General features: G+C 66.8%; 15 protein-coding genes. 13 read left to right on the forward strand and 2 right to left on the reverse strand.

The window, feature by feature from the left end; genetic code table 11:
* Positions 1-62 precede the first annotated feature (62 nt).
* From ACE3QM_RS21350 to ACE3QM_RS21410, 13 genes are all read left to right on the forward strand, one after another.
* Positions 63-473: a hypothetical protein gene (locus tag ACE3QM_RS21350; RefSeq protein WP_374424715.1), complete on the forward strand. Its 411-nt coding sequence runs from the start codon at positions 63-65 to the stop codon at positions 471-473.
* Positions 461-1,501 carry a type III secretion system needle length determinant, SpaN/EivJ family gene (locus ACE3QM_RS21355; protein WP_374424698.1) on the forward strand — a complete coding sequence of 347 codons (1,041 nt, stop codon included), beginning with the start codon at positions 461-463 and terminating at the stop codon, positions 1,499-1,501. The genes ACE3QM_RS21350 and ACE3QM_RS21355 overlap by 13 nt, the downstream gene beginning before the upstream one ends.
* Positions 1,501-2,394: a YscQ/HrcQ family type III secretion apparatus protein gene (locus tag ACE3QM_RS21360; protein WP_374424700.1), complete on the forward strand. Its 894-nt coding sequence runs from the start codon at positions 1,501-1,503 to the stop codon at positions 2,392-2,394. Before ACE3QM_RS21355 ends, ACE3QM_RS21360 begins: the two co-directional genes overlap by 1 nt.
* The gene (locus tag ACE3QM_RS21365) at positions 2,384-3,043 is read left to right on the forward strand and encodes an EscR/YscR/HrcR family type III secretion system export apparatus protein (protein ID WP_231460804.1); all 660 of its coding nucleotides are present in this window, start codon (positions 2,384-2,386) and stop codon (positions 3,041-3,043) included. Before ACE3QM_RS21360 ends, ACE3QM_RS21365 begins: the two co-directional genes overlap by 11 nt.
* Positions 3,044-3,347: 304 nt before the next feature.
* Positions 3,348-3,608 carry an EscS/YscS/HrcS family type III secretion system export apparatus protein gene (locus ACE3QM_RS21370; RefSeq protein ID WP_019104573.1) on the forward strand — a complete coding sequence of 87 codons (261 nt, stop codon included), beginning with the start codon at positions 3,348-3,350 and terminating at the stop codon, positions 3,606-3,608.
* Between the two features lie 5 nt (positions 3,609-3,613).
* Positions 3,614-4,390 (forward strand): type III secretion system export apparatus subunit SctT, encoded by a 777-nt coding sequence (gene sctT / locus ACE3QM_RS21375; protein WP_269325883.1) that lies wholly within the window; start codon positions 3,614-3,616, stop codon positions 4,388-4,390.
* 1 nt (position 4,391) lies between these two features.
* Complete coding sequence (locus ACE3QM_RS21380) at positions 4,392-5,555, forward strand: EscU/YscU/HrcU family type III secretion system export apparatus switch protein (protein ID WP_269325884.1); 1,164 nt, start codon at positions 4,392-4,394, stop codon at positions 5,553-5,555.
* Positions 5,556-5,796: 241 nt separating this feature from the next.
* The gene (gene sicA / locus ACE3QM_RS21385) at positions 5,797-6,300 is read left to right on the forward strand and encodes a type III secretion system translocator chaperone SicA (RefSeq protein WP_231460805.1); all 504 of its coding nucleotides are present in this window, start codon (positions 5,797-5,799) and stop codon (positions 6,298-6,300) included.
* Positions 6,297-8,042, forward strand: a complete 1,746-nt coding sequence (gene sctE, locus ACE3QM_RS21390) for a type III secretion system translocon subunit SctE (protein WP_269325885.1) — start codon at positions 6,297-6,299, stop codon at positions 8,040-8,042. Before sicA ends, sctE begins: the two co-directional genes overlap by 4 nt.
* A gap of 16 nt (positions 8,043-8,058) precedes the next feature.
* A complete protein-coding gene (locus ACE3QM_RS21395; RefSeq protein ID WP_374424704.1) occupies positions 8,059-9,318 on the forward strand; it encodes an IpaC/SipC family type III secretion system effector in 1,260 nt (419 codons plus the stop codon).
* Between the two features lie 140 nt (positions 9,319-9,458).
* Positions 9,459-10,634, forward strand: a complete 1,176-nt coding sequence (gene sctA, locus ACE3QM_RS21400) for a type III secretion system needle tip protein SctA (protein ID WP_374424706.1) — start codon at positions 9,459-9,461, stop codon at positions 10,632-10,634.
* Positions 10,635-10,883: 249 nt separating this feature from the next.
* Positions 10,884-14,000, forward strand: coding sequence for a hypothetical protein (locus ACE3QM_RS21405; RefSeq protein ID WP_374424708.1), 3,117 nt, complete (start codon positions 10,884-10,886; stop codon positions 13,998-14,000).
* Positions 13,984-14,283 carry an acyl carrier protein gene (locus tag ACE3QM_RS21410; protein ID WP_374424710.1) on the forward strand — a complete coding sequence of 100 codons (300 nt, stop codon included), beginning with the start codon at positions 13,984-13,986 and terminating at the stop codon, positions 14,281-14,283. Before ACE3QM_RS21405 ends, ACE3QM_RS21410 begins: the two co-directional genes overlap by 17 nt.
* On the opposite strand, the gene ACE3QM_RS21415 is transcribed toward ACE3QM_RS21410, so the two are convergent.
* Both ACE3QM_RS21415 and ACE3QM_RS21420 read right to left on the reverse strand, forming a co-directional pair.
* Positions 14,232-16,592, reverse strand: a complete 2,361-nt coding sequence (locus ACE3QM_RS21415) for an ATP-binding protein (protein ID WP_374424712.1) — start codon at positions 16,590-16,592, stop codon at positions 14,232-14,234. The two genes, ACE3QM_RS21410 and ACE3QM_RS21415, sit on opposite strands and share 52 nt — an antisense overlap.
* 4 nt (positions 16,593-16,596) lie before the next feature.
* On the reverse strand, positions 16,597-17,289 hold the full coding sequence (locus tag ACE3QM_RS21420) for a response regulator transcription factor (protein ID WP_231460811.1): 693 nt from the start codon (positions 17,287-17,289) through the stop codon (positions 16,597-16,599).
* Positions 17,290-17,899 lie beyond the last annotated feature (610 nt).

A 17,899-nucleotide genomic window follows, 5' to 3' on the forward strand; every position in this document is an offset into this window, starting at 1 on the left:
GGCCACGCTGCGGCGCGTGGAGGCTTTAACTGCCTACGCGGGGCGCGCGGCTGCGCCGTGGCCTGGCGGCGCCGCAGCGCTGCGAGGCCGAGTTGCTGCAGCTGGCGCGCCGGGACGGCGACCTCGCGGCGGAACAACAGGCGCTGGTCTTGCAGGGCCAGGGCCTGCGTCAACTGCTGCTGGCGCAGCGGCCGGCCGGGGCGATGAGCCGCGGCCAGCTGTTCGCGCTGCAACGCAAGCAGGCGGTGCTGCGCCGCCAGTTGCAGCAGCTGGATCTGCAACAGGGGCAGCTGGAGGAGCAGCGGCAAGCGCTGAGCGGCCTGCGCGACGCGCAGCAGACACTGCGCCGCCAATGGCTGCGCAAGGAAGACAAGTATCAACGCTGGGCCAAGCTGCAACGCCGCCAGGAACGCATGCGGCGTTTGCGGCTGGACGAGGCCGAACAGGAAGAGAGGACGATATGGAAGCGATGACGCCGATGCCCGCGCCGGGCGCGGACCTGCGGCCAGCGACGGACGCCGCTGGCGACGGCGCGGCGGAAGCCTTTGCCCGCGAAGCGCAAAAGCAGCGGCAGGACGCCGCCGATCCGGACCGCGACGAGGAGGGCGAGGCCGGCGAGCGCGAGCAGGACCGTTCCCGCTTGCCGGCGGCCTTGCCCTGGCAGCCGCCGTTGCCGGCGCAGTGGAACGCGGCGCGGCTGAGCGCCGGCGGCCGCCATGCGGCCGAAGCCGCGCTGTCCGCGCCGGGCAAGCGCGGCCAGACGCTTCTGGGCGACGGCGAACGGCCGGACGCCCACGGCAAGAGCGCGGCGCGGCAGCAAGGCGCGCACGTCGCCGCGCTGGCGGCCCAGCACGCGGCCAGCCTGGCGCCGCTGGCCGCCGCGGCCAAGGTCCGCGTGGCACCCGCAGCGGTGGCGCCGCCCAAGGCCGAGCACATGCCGCTCAAGATGGAACAGGCGCCGGCGGCCAAGACGGAACAGGCGCTGGCCAAGGGCGAGACGCCGCCGGCCGCCGCCTTGACGCCGGCGGCGCCGAAAGCGCAGCACAGCGAGTCCGCCGCGCCGATGTCGGGCCCGGCGTCGATCGCCGCGCGCGAAGGCGGCGACGCGCGCAAGAGCGAGGCCGCTCCCGTCGGCGCCGTGGCCGCGCCGCCGCAGCCGCAAGCCCAGGCGACAGCGACGCCGCCGCGCGAAGCCGCGCCGCCGGCGCGACCGCGCCAGGACGCGGCGCCGGCCCAGCCGGCCCCGTCCGCGCCCAGCGCGCCGGAGCCGGCGCAGCCGGGCCTGACTTACCGCTTCCAGCGCTGGGGCGGCGAGCACGCGGTCAATGTGCAGAGCCAGCCCGGCGGCGTGCTCAGCCTGCAGCCGTCGGACAGCCTGGTGCAGCAGCGGCTGGGCGAGCAATGGCAGTCCGGCAATCCGCAGCAATGGCAGATGGCGCGCGACGACGGCCGCGAGCAGGGCCGGCAGCAGCCGCAGCGCGATGAGGAGGAGGACGCCTGATGCTGGCGCTCAGACAAATCGACGCGCGTGAACGCGCCTTGAGCCTCGCCGCCGCCGCCTGGCGTCGGCAAGGCTGGGACGCGGTGCTGGAAACGCCGCCGCGTGACGGCCTGTGGTTGTCGGTCAGCGACGCGGACCGACGCTGGCAGGGCTGGCTGCACGCTCGGGCCTGGCTGGAGCACGCGGCGCCGGAGCTGGCGCGGCTGGCCTTGTCCGCCGGCGTGGAGGCGCTGGCGGCGCAGTGGCTGGCGGCGGCGGAACGGCCGCTGAGCCTGCCGATGCCGGAGCTGGCTTACCAGCGCCTGCGCTTGGGCGAGGCGGGACCGGGCGATGCCTTGCCGCGCCAGCCGCTGCTGCGGGTGATGAGCGCCGAAGGGCCGCTGTGGCTGGAGCAGACGCCGGAAGTGGACGCCGACGAGGCGCCGGAGCTGGCGGGCCGGCTTAGCTGGCCGCTGCGCTTCGTCATCGGCGACAGCCGCATCAGCCTGGGCCTGCTGCGCGAGGTGGGCCGCGGCGATGTGCTGCTGATCCGCCAGCCGGCGGCGGCGGTGCGCTGCCACGACCGCGCGCTGGGCACTTATCAAACGTATGAGGAAGGAATCGTCATGGAATGGGATGAAACGCAACAGGCGGCGGAGCCGGAAGCGCCGGCGCGCGATATGGGCCAATTGCCGGTAGAACTGGAATTCGTGCTGCACCGAAGCCGGATGACGCTGGCGGAATTGCAGGCGCTGTGCCGCGGCCGCTTGCTGGAACTGCCGGCCGACGCCGAGCGACGAGTGGAAGTGCGCGCCAACGGCGCCTTGCTGGGGCGCGGCGAACTGGTGCAGCTGGCCGGCCAGTTGGGGGTGGAAGTGACGGAGTGGCTGGGCGGAGCCGCCGATGTCGAATGATATCTCGCTGATCGCGCTGCTGGCCTTCGCCACGCTGCTGCCTTTCCTGATCGCTTCCGGCACCTGTTTCATCAAGTTCTCCATCGTGTTCGTGATGGTGCGCAACGCGCTGGGCTTGCAGCAGGTGCCGTCCAATATGACGCTCAACGGCATCGCGCTGATGCTGTCGATGTTCGTGATGCTGCCGATCGCGCAGCAGGCCTACAGCCATTACCAGGAAGAGCAGGTCAGTTTCAACAGCGTGGAATCGGTGAGCAACTTCGTCGAGAACGGCCTGGACGGCTATCGCGGCTATTTGCAGAAGTATTCCGACCCGGAACTGGTGAGCTTCTTCGAAAAGGCCCAGGCGCAGCGCACCGAGCGCGAAACCGGCAATGCCGAGGCCGACGAGCAGCCGTCCATTTTCGCCTTGCTGCCGGCCTACGCGCTCAGCGAGATCAAGAGCGCGTTCAAGATCGGCTTTTATCTCTACCTGCCCTTCGTGGTGGTGGATCTGGTGATCTCCAGCATCCTGCTGGCGCTGGGGATGATGATGATGAGTCCGGTGACGATCTCGGTGCCGATCAAGCTGGTGCTGTTCGTGGCGCTGGACGGCTGGACCTTGTTGTCGAAGGGTTTGGTGTTGCAGTACCTGGACCTGGCTTCGTAGGGGGCAAAACCGCCGATGCTGCGTTGCGCCTCCTTGTCGTACGACGGGTACTGCCTGCGTCGGCGCGCCTTGCCTCGGTCGCTGCGCTCGGTTTTGCTTCCCGAGTCTTGGAGCCTGTTTACGATCTGCTGCGCATCGTGGATGCGTTACACGGTAAGTACCGCTTCGAAATGCTCATGTACCACTTGTACATTCCGCTTTCTCAACCGTTTTCGCCTTGTCTCACCTTAGCTCGCGAGACTTTGAAACAGTTTCTTGGAGTCGGCGCTGCCCATGCCGCCCGCCTCAATTTTGGAGTTTTGCTATGAATGATCTGGTGTTCGCCGGCAACAAGGCGCTGTACCTGGTGTTGCTGATGTCGGCCTGGCCCATCATCGTCGCCACCGCCATCGGCCTGCTGGTGGGCCTGTTCCAGACCGTGACCCAGTTGCAGGAACAGACGCTGCCCTTCGGCATCAAGTTGTTCGGCGTCAGCCTGTGCCTGTTCCTGCTGTCCGGCTGGTACGGCGAGACCCTGCTCGGCTTCGGCCGGGAAGTGATGCGCATGGCGCTGGCCCGGGGCTGAGGCGGATGCAGTTCGGCCTGTTCTTCGAAATCCACGGCTGGGTGGCCGCGGCCGCGCTCGGCTTCGCCCGCGTGGCGCCGGTGTTCTTCATCCTGCCCTTCCTGAACAGCAATGTGCTCAGCGGCGTGGTGCGCACCTCGGCCACCATGCTGGTGGCGCTGGGGCTGTGGCCGCATCCGGTGGAGGCGCTGCCGGCCTTCCAGGCGCTGCCCTTCCTCGCGCTGATCGCGCGCGAGGTGGCGGTGGGCCTGCTGTTGGGCTGTCTGCTGGCCTGGCCGTTCTGGGTGTTCCACGCGCTGGGCAGCATCATAGACAACCAGCGCGGCGCGACGCTGAGCAGCAGCATAGACCCGGCCAACGGCGTGGATACCTCGGAGCTGGCCAATCTGTTCAATCTGTTCGCCGCCGCGGTCTATCTGCAAGGCGGCGGCATGGGCCTGATGCTGGACCTGTTCCGCCAGAGCTATCAGTTGTGCGATCCCTTGGGCGTGTGCACGCCGGCGCTGACGCCGACGCTGAGCCTGCTCAACCAGGTGATCAGCAAGGCGGTGGTGCTGGCCAGCCCGGTGGTGGCGGCCTTGCTGCTGTCCGAGGCGGTGCTGGGCCTGCTGTCGCGCTTCGCGCCGCAGATGAACGCCTTCGCGGTGTCGCTGACGGTGAAGAGCGCGGTGGCCTTGCTGATCATGCTGATGTATTTCGGCCCGGTGCTGCCGGACACGGTGGCGCGGCTGGTGGTGCCGGCGGCGGCGCTGCCCGGCTGGCTGGGCGCGCCGGTGCGCTGAGATGTCGAACAAGACCGAACAACCGACGCGCAAGCGCTTGCAGGACGCGGCCAAGAAAGGCCAGTCCTTCAAGAGCCGCGACCTGGTGGTGGCCTGCCTGACCCTGTGCGGCGTCGCCTATCTGGTGTCCTTCGGCTCGCTGGTGGAATTGATGGGCGCTTTCCGCCAGGTGATCGCCGGCGGTTTCCAGCAGGACATGCAGGGCTATGCCCAGGCGGTGGTTTGGCTGGGCATCAAGCTCTTGCTGCCCATCTTTCTGCTGTGCATCGTCGCCTCCGCCTTGCCCTCCCTGCTGCAAAGCGGCTTCGTGCTGGCCAGCGAGGCCTTGAAGCTCAATCTGGAAGCGCTGAATCCGGTGAACGGCTTCAAGAAGTTGTTCAGCCTGCGCACGGTGAAGGAGGCGGTGAAGGCGCTGCTCTATCTGACCAGCTTCGTGGTGGCGGTGCTGGTGCTGTGGCACAAGCACAAGGCGCTGTTGTTCGCCCAGCTCAACGGCGACCCGATCGGCATGGCGGCGATCTGGCGCGAGCTGCTGCTGGCGCTGGTGCTGACCTGTCTGGGCTGCATCGTGGCGGTGCTGCTGCTGGACGCGATCGCCGAGTACTTCCTGTTCATGAAGGACATGAAGATGGACAAGCAGGAGGTCAAGCGCGAGATGAAGGAGCAGGAGGGCAACCCGGAGATCAAGTCGCGCCGTCGCGAGGCGCACATGGAAATCCTGTCCGAGCAGGTGAAGTCCGACATCGAAAACTCGCGCCTGATCGTGGCCAACCCCACCCATATCGCCGTCGGCATCTATTTCAAGCCCGAGCTGCTGCCGATTCCCTTCATCTCGGTGATGGAGACCAATCAGCGCGCGCTGGCGGTGCGGGCCTACGCGGAAAAAGTGGGGGTGCCGGTGGTGCGCGACATCCCGCTGGCGCGGCGCATCTTCGCCAGCCACCGCCGTTATTCCCTGGTCAGCCTGGACGAGGTGGAGGAAGTGCTGCGCTTGCTGATGTGGCTGGAGCAGGTGGAAAACGCCGGCGTGGAAGCGCCGGAGCCGGAACCATCGCCGCTAGCGGCGGCGGAGCGGGGGAAGGACGCGAACGCCGCCGGGCCGGTTGTGGATAAATCCGCCGCCGAGCCCGCCTCTGTGGATAAACGAGACGAGCGGGACGGCTGAGCGCATAGACGCGCCCCAAGAGCCCGCCCGGTGGGGCGGCAACGCCAACCCTCCCCCGCGAGGCGGCAGGCCATATTGAACACGCCCGGATAGCCGCTGCGCCGTCGCCATGAGCGATTCCTGAATGTTTCCCCCGGCCGCGCGCTGTTAAATGACAGCGACGACGGTCATTCCATACCCAAGACAACCGTCGTCTCTAGCCAGCTCTGCCGGGTTGGTGACAGCGACTAGGAGATGTTTGATGAACCCTGAAGACAATGTCAGCGACGAGCGCCTGGCAGAGATGGTCTGGGAAGCGGTAAGCGAGGGCGCCACCCTGAAAGACGTGCACGGCATTCCGCCGGACATGATGGAAGGCCTGTACGCCCACGCTTACGATTTTTACAACAAGGGAAGGCTCGACGAGGCGGAAACCTTCTTCCGCTTTCTGTGCATCTACGACTTCTACAACTCCGATTACATCATGGGACTGGCCGCCGTGTGCCAGCTCAAGAAACAGTTCCAGAAGGCCGCCGATCTGTACGCGGTGGCCTTCGCCCTGAGCAAGAACGACTACCGGCCGGTGTTCTTCACCGGCCAGTGCCAGCTGTTCATGCGCAAGGCGGCCAAGGCTAGGCAGTGTTTCGAGCTGGTGTGCGAGCAGAGCGACGACGAGTCGCTGCGCGCCAAGGCCCAAGTGTATCTGGACAGCTTGCAGGAGACGGAGGCCGAGCAATCCCGTCAGCAGGAAAAGGAGCAAGCATGAGCGGTAATACTATCGGTCAAGGCTTTAATCTTGGCAGTGCCGAGCTGGCGAAAGCGCTATCGGGCAACACCCAGGCGAGCGAGAAATTCGTCGACGCCGCGCAGAAGTCGGCGCAAGCGCTGTTCACGCTGCGCGTCAGCGACGACGCCGGCGCCGCCAAGCCGCGCAGCGACTTGAACACGCCGCCGCTGACCCAGCCCACGGCCAAGGCCAAGGAAGAGCTGGACGGCGCGGGCAAGCTGACGCTGCTGCTGGGACAGTTGATGTCCTTGCTGGGCAATGTCTCGCTGTCGCAGCTGGAAAGCCGCATCGCCACCTGGCGCGCGATGATGGAATCGCAAGCGGCGATGGGCCAGAAGTTGTCGGACGAGTTGCAGCTGGCGATCGGCGAGGCGGAACAGGCCACCGAGGCCTACCAGACCGCGCTGGGCGATTTGAAAACGGCCAAGGCCACGCTGGACGCGGCCAAGCAGAAGCTGGCCCAGGCTCAGGCCAAGCTGGACGGGCTGACGCCGGAAGACGCCGGCTACCAGCAGGCGCTGGCGGCGCGCGATCAGGCCGCCAACGAGGCGCAGGCCGCCAAGCTCAAGGCCGACAAGGCGGAACAGGCCGCCACCGACGCGCACAACTTCGCCAAGGACAAGACCGCCAAGGCGGACTCGCTGTTGACCCAGGCCCAAGGGCTCAATACCAAGGGCGGCGCGGGGCAGCAGGCCGCGGAGGACCATCTGACCGGCGTGGCCAAGCTGACCATGCTGATGGCGATGTTCGTCGAGATGGTGGGCAAGAACAGCGAAGAAAGCCTGAAAAGCGATCTGGCATTGTTCCAGGCCATGCAGGAAGGCCGCCAGAAGGAAATGGACAAAAAATCCGCCGAGTACCAGGAAGAAGTGCGCAAGGCGGAAGAACTCAATCGCACCATGGGGTGCATTGGCAAGATTCTAGGCGCGGTGCTGACAGTGATCAGCGTCGTGGCCGCAGCATTCACCGGCGGCGCCAGCCTGGCGCTGGCCGCGATTGGCGTCGCGCTGATGGTGGCGGACGAGGTGGTCAAGGCCACCACCGGGGTGTCCTTCATGGAAGAGGCGTTGAAGCCCTTGATGGACAAGGTGCTCAAACCCTTGATGGACCTGCTAGGCAAAGCCATCACCAAGGCGCTGGAAAGCATGGGGGTGGACAAGAAGACCGCCGAGCTGGCCGGTTCCATCATCGGCGCGGTGCTGGCCGCGGTGGCCATGGTCGCGGTGATGGTGGTGGTGGCGGTGGTGGGCAAGGGCGCCGCCAGCAAGCTGGGCGGCGCGCTCAGCAAGCTGATGGGCGACGCCATCAAGAAGATGGTGCCCAATGTGCTGAAGGAACTGGCCAAGAACGGCAGCAAGATGTTGACCCAGGGCTTCCAGCGCCTGGCCAACAGCCTGGGCCTGCGCACCGACGCCGCGTCCAAGCAACTGATGGCCAACACCCTCAACCGCGTGGTGGTGGGCGGGGAAGTGGCGCAAGCCACCACCCAGGCCGGCGGCAATGTGGCGCAGGGCGTGTTCATGAAGAACGCCAGCGACATGCTGGCCGACTTCACCCTGGCGCGCGCCGCGATGGACCAGATCGAACAATGGCTGAAGCAGGCGGTGGAAGTGTTCGCCAGCACCCAGAAAGTCACTCAGGACCTGACCACGATGATGTCTTCCGCGTTGCAGCAGAACGCCGAAGCCGGTCGTTTCGTGCTGCGTCAGAGTCACGCTTGAGTTAGGAGAGAATATTATGGCAACTATTATCGGCAGTGTTTCCACCCACAATCCGTTTCCGGCGGCGCTTGAATCCGGCGCGGCTGAAAAATCATCTGTCGCCAAGTCCTTGGTGGACATCAAGGACATCCTGCCCATCCTGAACAGCGCCGGCCGCGACGGCAAGGCGCTGGCCGAGGCGATGAGCGGCCCGCAACTGCGCCCGCCGTCCGCCGAGGTGAGCAAGCAAGTGACCGACGCGCTGAAGAGCTATCTGAGCGAAAAAGCGCAGGACCCGGCCTTCGTCCAGGACCTGGGCGCGGTGTATCAAAAGGTCGAGTCCGGCGTCAGCAAGCTGGTGAACGACAAGGTCAAGGAGCAGGCCGAGCAGGGCAAGCCCTTCGACATCAGCGGCATGGCGCCCAACGGCGCGGCCTTGATGGTGGCCGCCATCGTGCTGATGTCGGCGCTGCGCACCGCCGACAACACGCTGAGCAGCAAGCTGTCGCTGGTGGGCTTCGACGCCACCAAGGCCACCGCCGCCTCCATGGTGCGCGAGGGCGTGGCCAATCTGTCCAGCAGCATCGCCCAGGGCGTGGGCCAGATGGCCATCACCGGCGTTGGCGCCAAGAAAAACCTGAGCGGCTTGAGCGCCGAGCGCGGCGCGCTGAAGAACAACGCGCCCAAGCTGGCCAAGCTGGGCGACGAGGGCCGCAACATCCAGTCCGCGCTGGGCCGCCAGAACACCGTCAAGCTGGGCACCGACGCCGACAGCCTGAAGCAGGTGGGCCTGAAGCCGCAGCAGCCGGGCGCGGCCAAGCCGGGCGCGGGCGAGTTGAACGCGCAGTCCAATGCCGCCGGCAGCGTGGCCGACGGCATGGCCGGCGACACGATAGGCCTGCAGTCCAGCAAGCAGCGTTTGTCCAAGGAGCATGAAACCGCGCTGGGCGGCGCCGGCGAGAACTTGTCGATGAAGGGGCAGGCGGAACAGCTGGCCATGGACGACACCAAGCTCAAGGCCGAGGCCAAGAAGACCACCGGCCGGGCCATCATGGACAGCTCGTCCGCGGCCAGCAATATCGCCGGCGGCTCCGGCCGCTACGCGGCCACGCTGGAGCAGTCCGAGCAGCAGATCAGCCAGGCTTCCAGCCGCGTGGCGAATACCGCCTCCGAGGAAACCCGCGAGAGCAGCCGCAAGTCCGACAGCTTCATCCAGGAGCTGCTGCGCACCTTGGACACGATCAGCCAGTCCAAGAGCGCGGCCATGGGCGCGGTGGCCGGCAACATCCGCGCCTGATCCGCTAGCCCGGAACCGGGCGGGGCCGTCCCAGGCTCCGTCCGCCGGCCCGGCCATTCCGGTCGGGCCGGCCTTCCACACCATTCATCCCGCCAGCGCCTGGGCGCCTGCCTCGGCGCTGGCCATGCAGGGGAATCCCCATGAACGGCATTCAAACCACTCTTTCCACGCCACTGACGCGGCCACAGCTCGCTGAAACCCCGGCCGCCGCGCCGCGCGCCGATGTCGCCGGCCAGGCTGTCGAAACCCGCGCCGCCGCGCCGCAAGGGCCGGAGCTGTCCGCGCTCAATAGCGCCCAGGGCAAGGCCGACGCGCTGCGCCAGGCCAATGAAACCATCCGTCGCGTCGTGGAAGGGCAGGCCACGTATGAAAGCAAGCTGGCCGACCAGCGCTGGCAGGCGGCGATTGCTGGCGGCGAGCAGCCGCCGGCCGAGCGCGTGGCATTTCAGCGCGGCGCCTTGACGCGGGCGTTGGACCAGGCTCGCGACACGCAGACCCTGACGACTCAGCAACTCAGCGGCGGCTTGAATAGCGTGGCGCAGAGCGGCTACGAGATGTCCGCCGAGCAAAAGTCGAAGTTGCAGGCGGATATCGCCGACACGCTGGCCGACGCCCCGCCGACGGCGCGGGAATTTGCCGAGCCGATGTTGTTCTCCGCCCCGGCGCCGGGCGCGGGCAAGGACATGATTTCCGACCGCGAACTGTGGGAAATGATCAGCAAGTCCATTGGCAACATCAAGGACGGCTACCTGGGCGTGTATGAGAACGTGGTGGGCAAATACATCGAGTTCTACCAGGAGTTCAGCGACATCCTGTCCAAGATGGCCGGCTGGATCTCGTCCAACGACAAGGGCGACAAAGTCACCCTGAGCGTGGGCGAGTTGTATGACGCGCTGAAGACATTGAAGGCGAAATACGAGAACACGGTGTTATTCCCCACCAGCGGCACCACGACCGAGGCCGAGGCGAAAAAATGGGCCAAGGAGCTGGGTCTACCGGAAAGCTGTGTGCAAAAAAAAGGCGACGGCTATGTGGTGGTCATCGACACCGGTCCGGTGCAGAAAATGATGGACGCCTTGAAAGGCCTGGCCGGCGGCAGCGAGCCGGCGAAAGACAAGAAGGTGGAAATGGACAACGCCAAATTCCAGTCCTGGCAGTCCGGCTTCAAGGCGCAGGAAGAAAACCTGAAGAACACCTTGCAAACGCTGACCCAGAAATACAGCAACGCCAACTCGCTGTTCGACAACCTGGTCAAGGTGCTCAGCAGCACCATCAGCAGCTGCATGGAAACCGCCAAGTCCTTCCTGCAAGGCTAACCAAGGCCTGATGCGGGGTTGCGCCAATGACTGTTGGCGCGTCCCGCCTCAGCCGTGCCACTGACTTCTGTTAGAACCCGTTTACGATCTCGCGGGCCAAGGCGAGACCAGGCCAAAACAGCCGAAAAAGCGGAGCGCACGCACCGTGCATGAGCATTTCAAAGCACTCGCCGAGCCACGCCTCACGACGCGCAGCGGATCGTAAACAGGTTCTTAGCCACTCTAGATAAGGCTTAGGAGAACCACACCATGCCCATTACCGGCGCATCCCCCCTTCTGACGCGCTCCCTGTCCATGCCGGCGGACGCGTCGCGGCGGCCGGCCACTCCGCTCTCGGAGCAGTTCAGCGGCGGGCGCAGCAGCGCCGCCACGCCGGCGCGCCGTCACTCGCTGATTGATCCGGCCAGCTTCAAGGCCCAGCACACCCGCGACAGCGTGGCGGCCTTGTTCGCCGCCTCGACGGACGCCAAGGCGTTGGACAAGCTCTATCTGGCCTCGCCCAATATCTACGCCCAATTGGAAATCGCGGAGTTCGCCAAGGTCTACGCGCAACTCAAGCAGCAGCCGGACTTGAGCCCGCAAGATGCCAAGTCCCTGGACGATCTGGCGCAGCAATACACCGCCCGAGTCCTGAAAGACGGCCTGGGCGCCAAATCCGCCTTCGGCCCGTGGACCCAGAGCACCAATAAGCAATACCAGCTGCGCAATCAGCTGGAGCACAAGCTGGCGCTATTGGCGCACCAGCATTGCGGCGGCGACACCATGAAGCTGGGCAACGACTTCATGCAGCGCGAGGTCAGCACCTTCATCCTGTCCTATGTCGAAACCCAGCTGGGGCGTTCACTGGATGCGGCCACCGGCGAGAAAGTGATGGAACTGGTGGACAGCGCGGCGAAGCTGGCCTTCGACGCGCTGCGCCAGAGCCGCGGCGAGATGCTGGGGCTGAGCGGCCCGAGCCTGGGCCGGCAGGCGCGCGACCTCGACACCGTGGCGATTCTGCCGCAGCTGCTGCGCAGCGTGCTGGCGGGGCTGGGACAAGACCCGAAAGGCCCGCAACAACCGGACCCCGCGCGAGATGGTCAGCCCGATCCCAGTCCAGGCCCTCAACCAGGCCCGACCGAGCCGGGGGGCGCGCGGCAGCCGATGGTGGTGAATAACTACTACACCACCAATAACGATAACCGTCAGGACAATCGTCAGGACAACCGGCGTTGGGACAAGCGCGGCGACATGTATCTGGGCGATGTGCACAAGGGCAACCGCCATCATGGCGGAGAGCCCTCGCGCCTGGTGACGTCCTTGCGCATGCCGGCGCCGCAAGTCGCCCGCAGCCAGGACTTGCCCAAGCCGCAGCAGGCTACCTTGTCGGAAACGCGCCATCCCTTGCTGAACGCGGCCAGCCAGGTAACGGTCGCCTTGTCCGAGCTGATGAACACGGCGCTGGGCGAGGAGACGCTGACGGCGCCCACGCCCGGCGTGGCGCAAGCCGGCAAGCTGGAGGCGACCGCGCGCCAGGCGCGGCTCAGCCCGCCGGCCACGCCGCAATCCGCAATCCTGGGAGGCGAGCCGTCCGGGGTGGAGCAGGGCACGCAGACCGATGCCGGACAGGCCTTGCGCGACGCGGCCAGCCAGGTAACGGGGGCCTTGTCCGAGTTGATGAACACGGCGCAGGGCACGCAGACCGATGCCGGCCAGGCCTTGCGCGACGCGGCCAGCCAGGTAACGGGGGCCTTGTCCGAGTTGATGAACACGGCGCAAGGCGCGCAGACCGATGCCGGCCAGACCTTGCGGCACGCGGCCAGCCAGGTGTCGACGGCCATGTCCGAGCTGATGAACACGGCCTTGGGCGAGGAAACGCTGGCGACGCCCATTCCCGGCGCGGCGCAAGCGGGCAAGCTGGACGCGACGGCGCGCCAGGCGCGGCTCGACGCGACAGCGCAGCCGCAAACCGCCCGCCTAGGCGGCGAGGCGGCCGGCGAGTTCGCCGGGCTGTCCTTCCGCGGCGGCCCGCTGCGCAATTTGCCCAGCCAGGCCTATCTGCGCAGCCAGATTTTTCATTCGACGCTGGACGGTCACGCCGCCGGCCGAGAACTGATCAAGGCGCTGCGCGACGCGCTGGAGCCCGACGCGGCGCAGCCCTTCGCGCAACGGCGCGAGTTCGAAGCCTTGCGCAACCGGATGTTGCCCAGCGGCCGCATGCAGCAAGACGATTTGCTGCGGCAATTCGCCGATGGCGCGCCGGAAGCGCTGGCGGCCGACGCGCGCCGGCTGGGCGGCGTGTTGGCCGAACATCCCGGCCTGGAGCGGCAGCGTCAGGCGCTGGGCGGTTTTGCGCAAACCTTGATTCGGGAAACCAATCTGTTGCCGCCGGGCGGGCGGGCCAATCCCTTGCTGGGCGAGTTTCTGAACGGTTTGGGTCTTCAGACGCGCAACACGCCGGCGGCGGATGTCGGCGCTCGCCTGCATCAGGCCGCACGCGAGGTAGCCGACGGCTTGTCCCAGGTGCTGGACACCGCGGCCGGCCGGCGCGTGGAAGGCGAGTTGCGGGCCGAACGCGTGGATATCCAGCAAGCGGCCAGCACGCCGCTGGACCAAGCGGTTCGCTTGTCGGCCGGAGACGCGCCGACCGCTGATGCCGGCTCGAGTCTGCATCAGGCCGCGCGACAGGTGGCGGATGGCTTGTCCCAAGTCTTGAACGCCGCAGCCGGCCAGAGCGCGGCCGGCGAACCGGAGGCCAATGGACAAGCGTCTCGGCTTGGCCGCGCGCCGACGGCGGACGCCGCTGCGCCGACGGCCGAACGAGACGGCGGCGGCTTCGACGGACTCAAGTTCCGCGACGGCAATCTGTACACGTTGCCAACCCAGGCTTATCTGCGCAGCCGCGCCTTCGCCTTGGACGCCGGCAGCGAGCTGATCCGCGCGGTGCGCGGCGCCCTGGAACCCGACGCGACGCAGCCCTTCGCGCAACGACGCGAGTTTGAAGCGTTGCGCAACCGCGTGTTGCCGGGCAACAGCACCCAGCAAAGCGGCGTGTTGAAGGACTTTGCCGACGGCAAGGCGGGCGCGCTGGGCGACGACGCCGCGCAACTGCGGAAAGTGCTGGCCGAGCATCCGGGCTTGGAGCGGCAGCGCCAGGCGCTGGGCAGTTTTGCGCGCACCTTGATCCGCGAAGCCAATCTGCTGCCGCGCGGCAAGCCGGCCAACCCGCTGGTGGTGGAACTGCTGAGCGGGCTGGGCCTGGACGCCGCCGCCGAATCGCGGCGCGGCGAAGCCTTGAGCTCGCCTTCCGGGGTCACCCTGACCACCGACGGCCTGCATCTAGACCCCAACCGCATCCGGGAGCGCAACCGTGGCAGTCAGTCTTGAGCAACAAGTGGTGGCGGTGATGGCCTGCTGTCTGTCGGTGGAAGAAGCCAAGCTGCAACCGCAGGCGCGGCTGGTGGACGAGCTGTACGCGGACTCGATGGAGCTGCTGGACATGGTGCTGTTGCTGAACGATGAGTTCGGCATCGAGATTGGCGTCGACGACATCGTCGACATCAAGACCGTGGCCCATGTCTGTCAGGTGGTGGAACGGCGGCTGGCCGAGCGCGTGGCTCAGCTGTCGCCGCTCGGCTCCGATTGCGGCAGCGCCGCCTCCAGCGCCTGAAACAGGTGCTGCAGCCGGTCCGCGTCCGGCTGCGCCTGGCGCAATAGGGTCTGCATCTCCGCCGCCAGCGCCGGCAGCCGCGGCAGGCCGGCGCTGAGCGCCACGCCGTGTAGGCGGTGCGCGTAATGCTCCGCCTGCTGCCAGTCCCGCGCCTGCAGCGCCTGGCGCAGCGCGGCGGCGTCGGCGTCGCAGCTGTGGCTCAGCAACTGGGCCAGCGCGTTGTCCGGCACCGTCGGCGGCAGCGGAGCCGGGTGGTGGTCCAGCCACAAGCTCATCATTTGCTCCAGCTGCGCCAGCCGCAAGGGCTTGGTCAGGCAACTGTCTATGCCGCTGTCCAGGCAGCGTTGCTGGTGTTCTATGCCGGTGGTGGCCGAGATGGCGATGATGGGCAAGTGGGGCTGCCACTGCAAGGCCGGGTGGCGGCGCAGCCGCAGCGCCAGCTGGTAGCCGCTGATGCCGGGCAGATTGCAGTCCAGCAGCGCCATGGCGAAGCGTTGGCCCTGGTCCAGCAGCGCCAGCGCGGCGGCGCCGTTTTCCACCGTCACCGCGCGGTAGCCCAGCTGCAATAGCTGCTGGGCGATGATGAAGCGATTGGCCGGCTGGTCCTCCACCACCAGGATGGGGTCGCAGTCCTCATTGATCGCCGCCGGCGCGCTGGCGGCGTCCGGCTCCGCTTGCGCCGCGGCCACGGCCGGCGCATGGCGCACCGGCAGCCACAAGGTCACCGTGGTGCCGCATTGCGGCTGACTGGTCAGCGCGATGCGGCCGCCCATCAATTCCACCAATTGCCGGCAGATCAACAAACCCAGCCCGGCGCCGCCGTAGCGGCGCTGGGTATCGTCCGCCTGCGCGTATTCCTGGAACAGCTTGGTCTGCTGTTCCAGCGGGATGCCGATGCCGGTGTCGCTGACTTGCACGCGCAATTGCGCGCTGTCCTGCTCGATGTCTTGCAATTCCAGATTCAAACGCACCGTGCCGTGGCGGGTGAACTTGACCGCGTTGCTGAGCAGATTGCTCAGGATCTGGCGCAGGCGCACCGGGTCCACCACCAGTTGGCGGCGGCACAGCTCCTTCATTTCCAGTTGCAGCGTCAGGCCTTTTTTTTCCGCGCAGGCGCGGTAGATCGCCGCCACGCCGCTGGCCAGCGCCGCCGCGTCGGTGGCCAGCGGCTCCAGCCGCAGCCGCTGGGCGTTGAGCTTGGACACGTCCAGCACATTGTCCAGCAGCTCCAGCAAATTCACCGCAGAGGCATTGGCCAGCGCCGCCAGCTCGCGCTCGCGCGGCGGCAGCTCGGCCTGGCGCAGCAGCTCCACCGAGGCCAGCACCGCGTTCATCGGCGTGCGGATCTCATGGCTCATCACCGCCAGAAAAGTGGATTTCTGCGCCTCGCTGCGCTGGGCGGCGCGGCGCGCGGTGTGGGCGCGCTGGGCAAAAACCAATAGCAGCAGCAAGGCCAGCGCGGCCAGGCTCAATTCCAGCGCGTAATAGCGGGCGATGGAGCGCCAGGACGGCGCGCCGTAGTCGGTGGTCTGCAGCCAGCCTTCCAGTATCTGCTGGGTATCGTCCGCGGTCAGTTGCTCCAGCGAGCCATTGATGATGGAGAGCAGCCGCGGCTGGTTCTTGTTCACCGCCATCGAGACCAGCCTGGGCATCTCGCTGACGCTGCCGGCGATGCGCAGCGCGCCGTAATAGCGGCGGCGGATCACCGACTGCATCACCGCGTCCAGTCCCACCGCGGCGTAGGCCTTGCCGTCGGCCACCGCGTCCAGCGCCGCCAGCGGCGTGGGCGTGGCCACGATGTCGACGGCCGGGAAGTTCTCGCGCAGAAAGTATTCGTAGGGGTCGCCGCTTTCCACCGCGATGGTCTTGTCGGCCAACTTGGCGGTGCTGAACACGATGGGCTTGTTCGGCTGGGTGACCAGCACCGTGCTGCCGGAGAAATAAGGATCGCTGAAGCGGATGCGCCGGCTCACCTCGGGCGGGATCAGGCCGGAGGATAGCGCGGTGAGCAGATCGATGTGGCCGCTGAGCATCATGTCCACCGCCTGCTGGCGGTTGGCTACCGGCACCAGCTCGAAGCGCAGGCCGCTGATCTCGGAAATGCGGCTCAGATAGGCCTGGGTCAGGCCGCGGTGCTCGCCGTCCTCCATGTATTCGATGGGCCAGCCGTGCGGGTCTATCGCGTAGCGCACCACCGGGTGCTTGGCCAGCCAGGCGCGTTCCGCCGCGCTGAAGCCGGCGTGGCCGTGGCCTGACAAGAGGCTGAGCGCCAGGAACAGGCAGCAGGGCAGCAAGGGGCGGGCGCGCATGGCGTCAGGGATTGACCAGCCGGCTTTGCAGCTTGAACAACTCGTTGTCGCTGCGCAGGCCCAGCTTTTTCAGCGCCGACTGCTTCTGATTGCTGATGGTCTTGATGCTGCGCGAGAACTTGACGGCGATATCGCTGACCGTCATGCCGTCCAGACAGCAGCGCAGCACCTCGCGTTCGCGCGGGGACAGTTCCGGGAGGTCCAGCAGGCTGCGCAGCATCGCTTTCTGCGGCGCCGGCAGATTGGCGCAGGTTTCGTCCAGCGCCGCGCTCATGTCCGGGCTCAGATAGCTGTGGCCGTCTGCCAGCAGGCGGATGGCGGCGGCCAGCTCGTCCAGGCTCTGCTCCTTGCCGATGAAGCCGTGCGCGCCGCAGCGCAGCGCCAGCGCCACCGTGGCCGGGGTGTAATAGGCCGACATCACCAGGATGCGCACCTTGGCGAAGCGCCGGCGCAAGCCGCGGATCAGGCTGAAGCCGTCGATATCGCCGGGGCTGAGCGCGTAGTCGGTGACCACCACGTCCACCGCGTCGCACTGCGCCAGGTGCTGGATCAGCGGCGCGCTGCTGATGAACTGTCCGGTCACGTTCAAGTCGGTTTCATCGGCCAGAAGGCCGGCCAGGCTGTTCAGCACCATCAGGTGATCATCCAGCAAGGCGATTTGTATCGGCTGGCTCCGCAATGATTTGGCATCAGGCATATGAGTGTCCCAACAGATGGCGGCGCGGCTGCGCCTTGCGCCATGGTTATGTCTCTGAACCTGTGTACGCTGTTGCGCGGGCGGCGGCTCCGGTTTCGCTCCGGCATCAGGCTTGGTATAGGCCATTACGCGAAGTTTTGGCGGCAGGGAACGCTTGCGCCGCCGGTTTGGCCGGCTGAGGGAACGGAGGGTGGAATGGCGGGACGGGCCAGGCCTGCGGCGGGGCCGGAGGCGAAAGCGTGCGCATTCGTGATCTCGTTCCCCGGATTGTTAAAGACAGCCAGCAGGCCATTATTCCGTGCCGGCCGCGCCTTGTGAAGCGATTTCAGCGGCGGATGAGGATGCTTAGCTCGCTGGCATGAGGCCGGCGGCGAGGCGTCGCCGCCGGCGCAGAGGAGTGAAGCCGCTCTTGGAGCCGGCTCAAAGTCTGGCGAGCGAGGGCGAGACAAGGCGAGAACGAGCGAAAAAGCAGAATGTACGCGCGGTACATGAGCATTTTGGGCTCGTACTCACCGTGCAACGCTTCACGACGCGCAGCAGATCGTGAACAGCTTGTTAGAACCTGTTTACGATCTCCGGAGCAATAGAGCCAGGAAAGCCAAGTGGATGA

The organism is Chromobacterium sp. (assembly GCF_041912965.1).
GTDB classification, from domain to species: domain Bacteria; phylum Pseudomonadota; class Gammaproteobacteria; order Burkholderiales; family Chromobacteriaceae; genus Chromobacterium; species Chromobacterium aquaticum.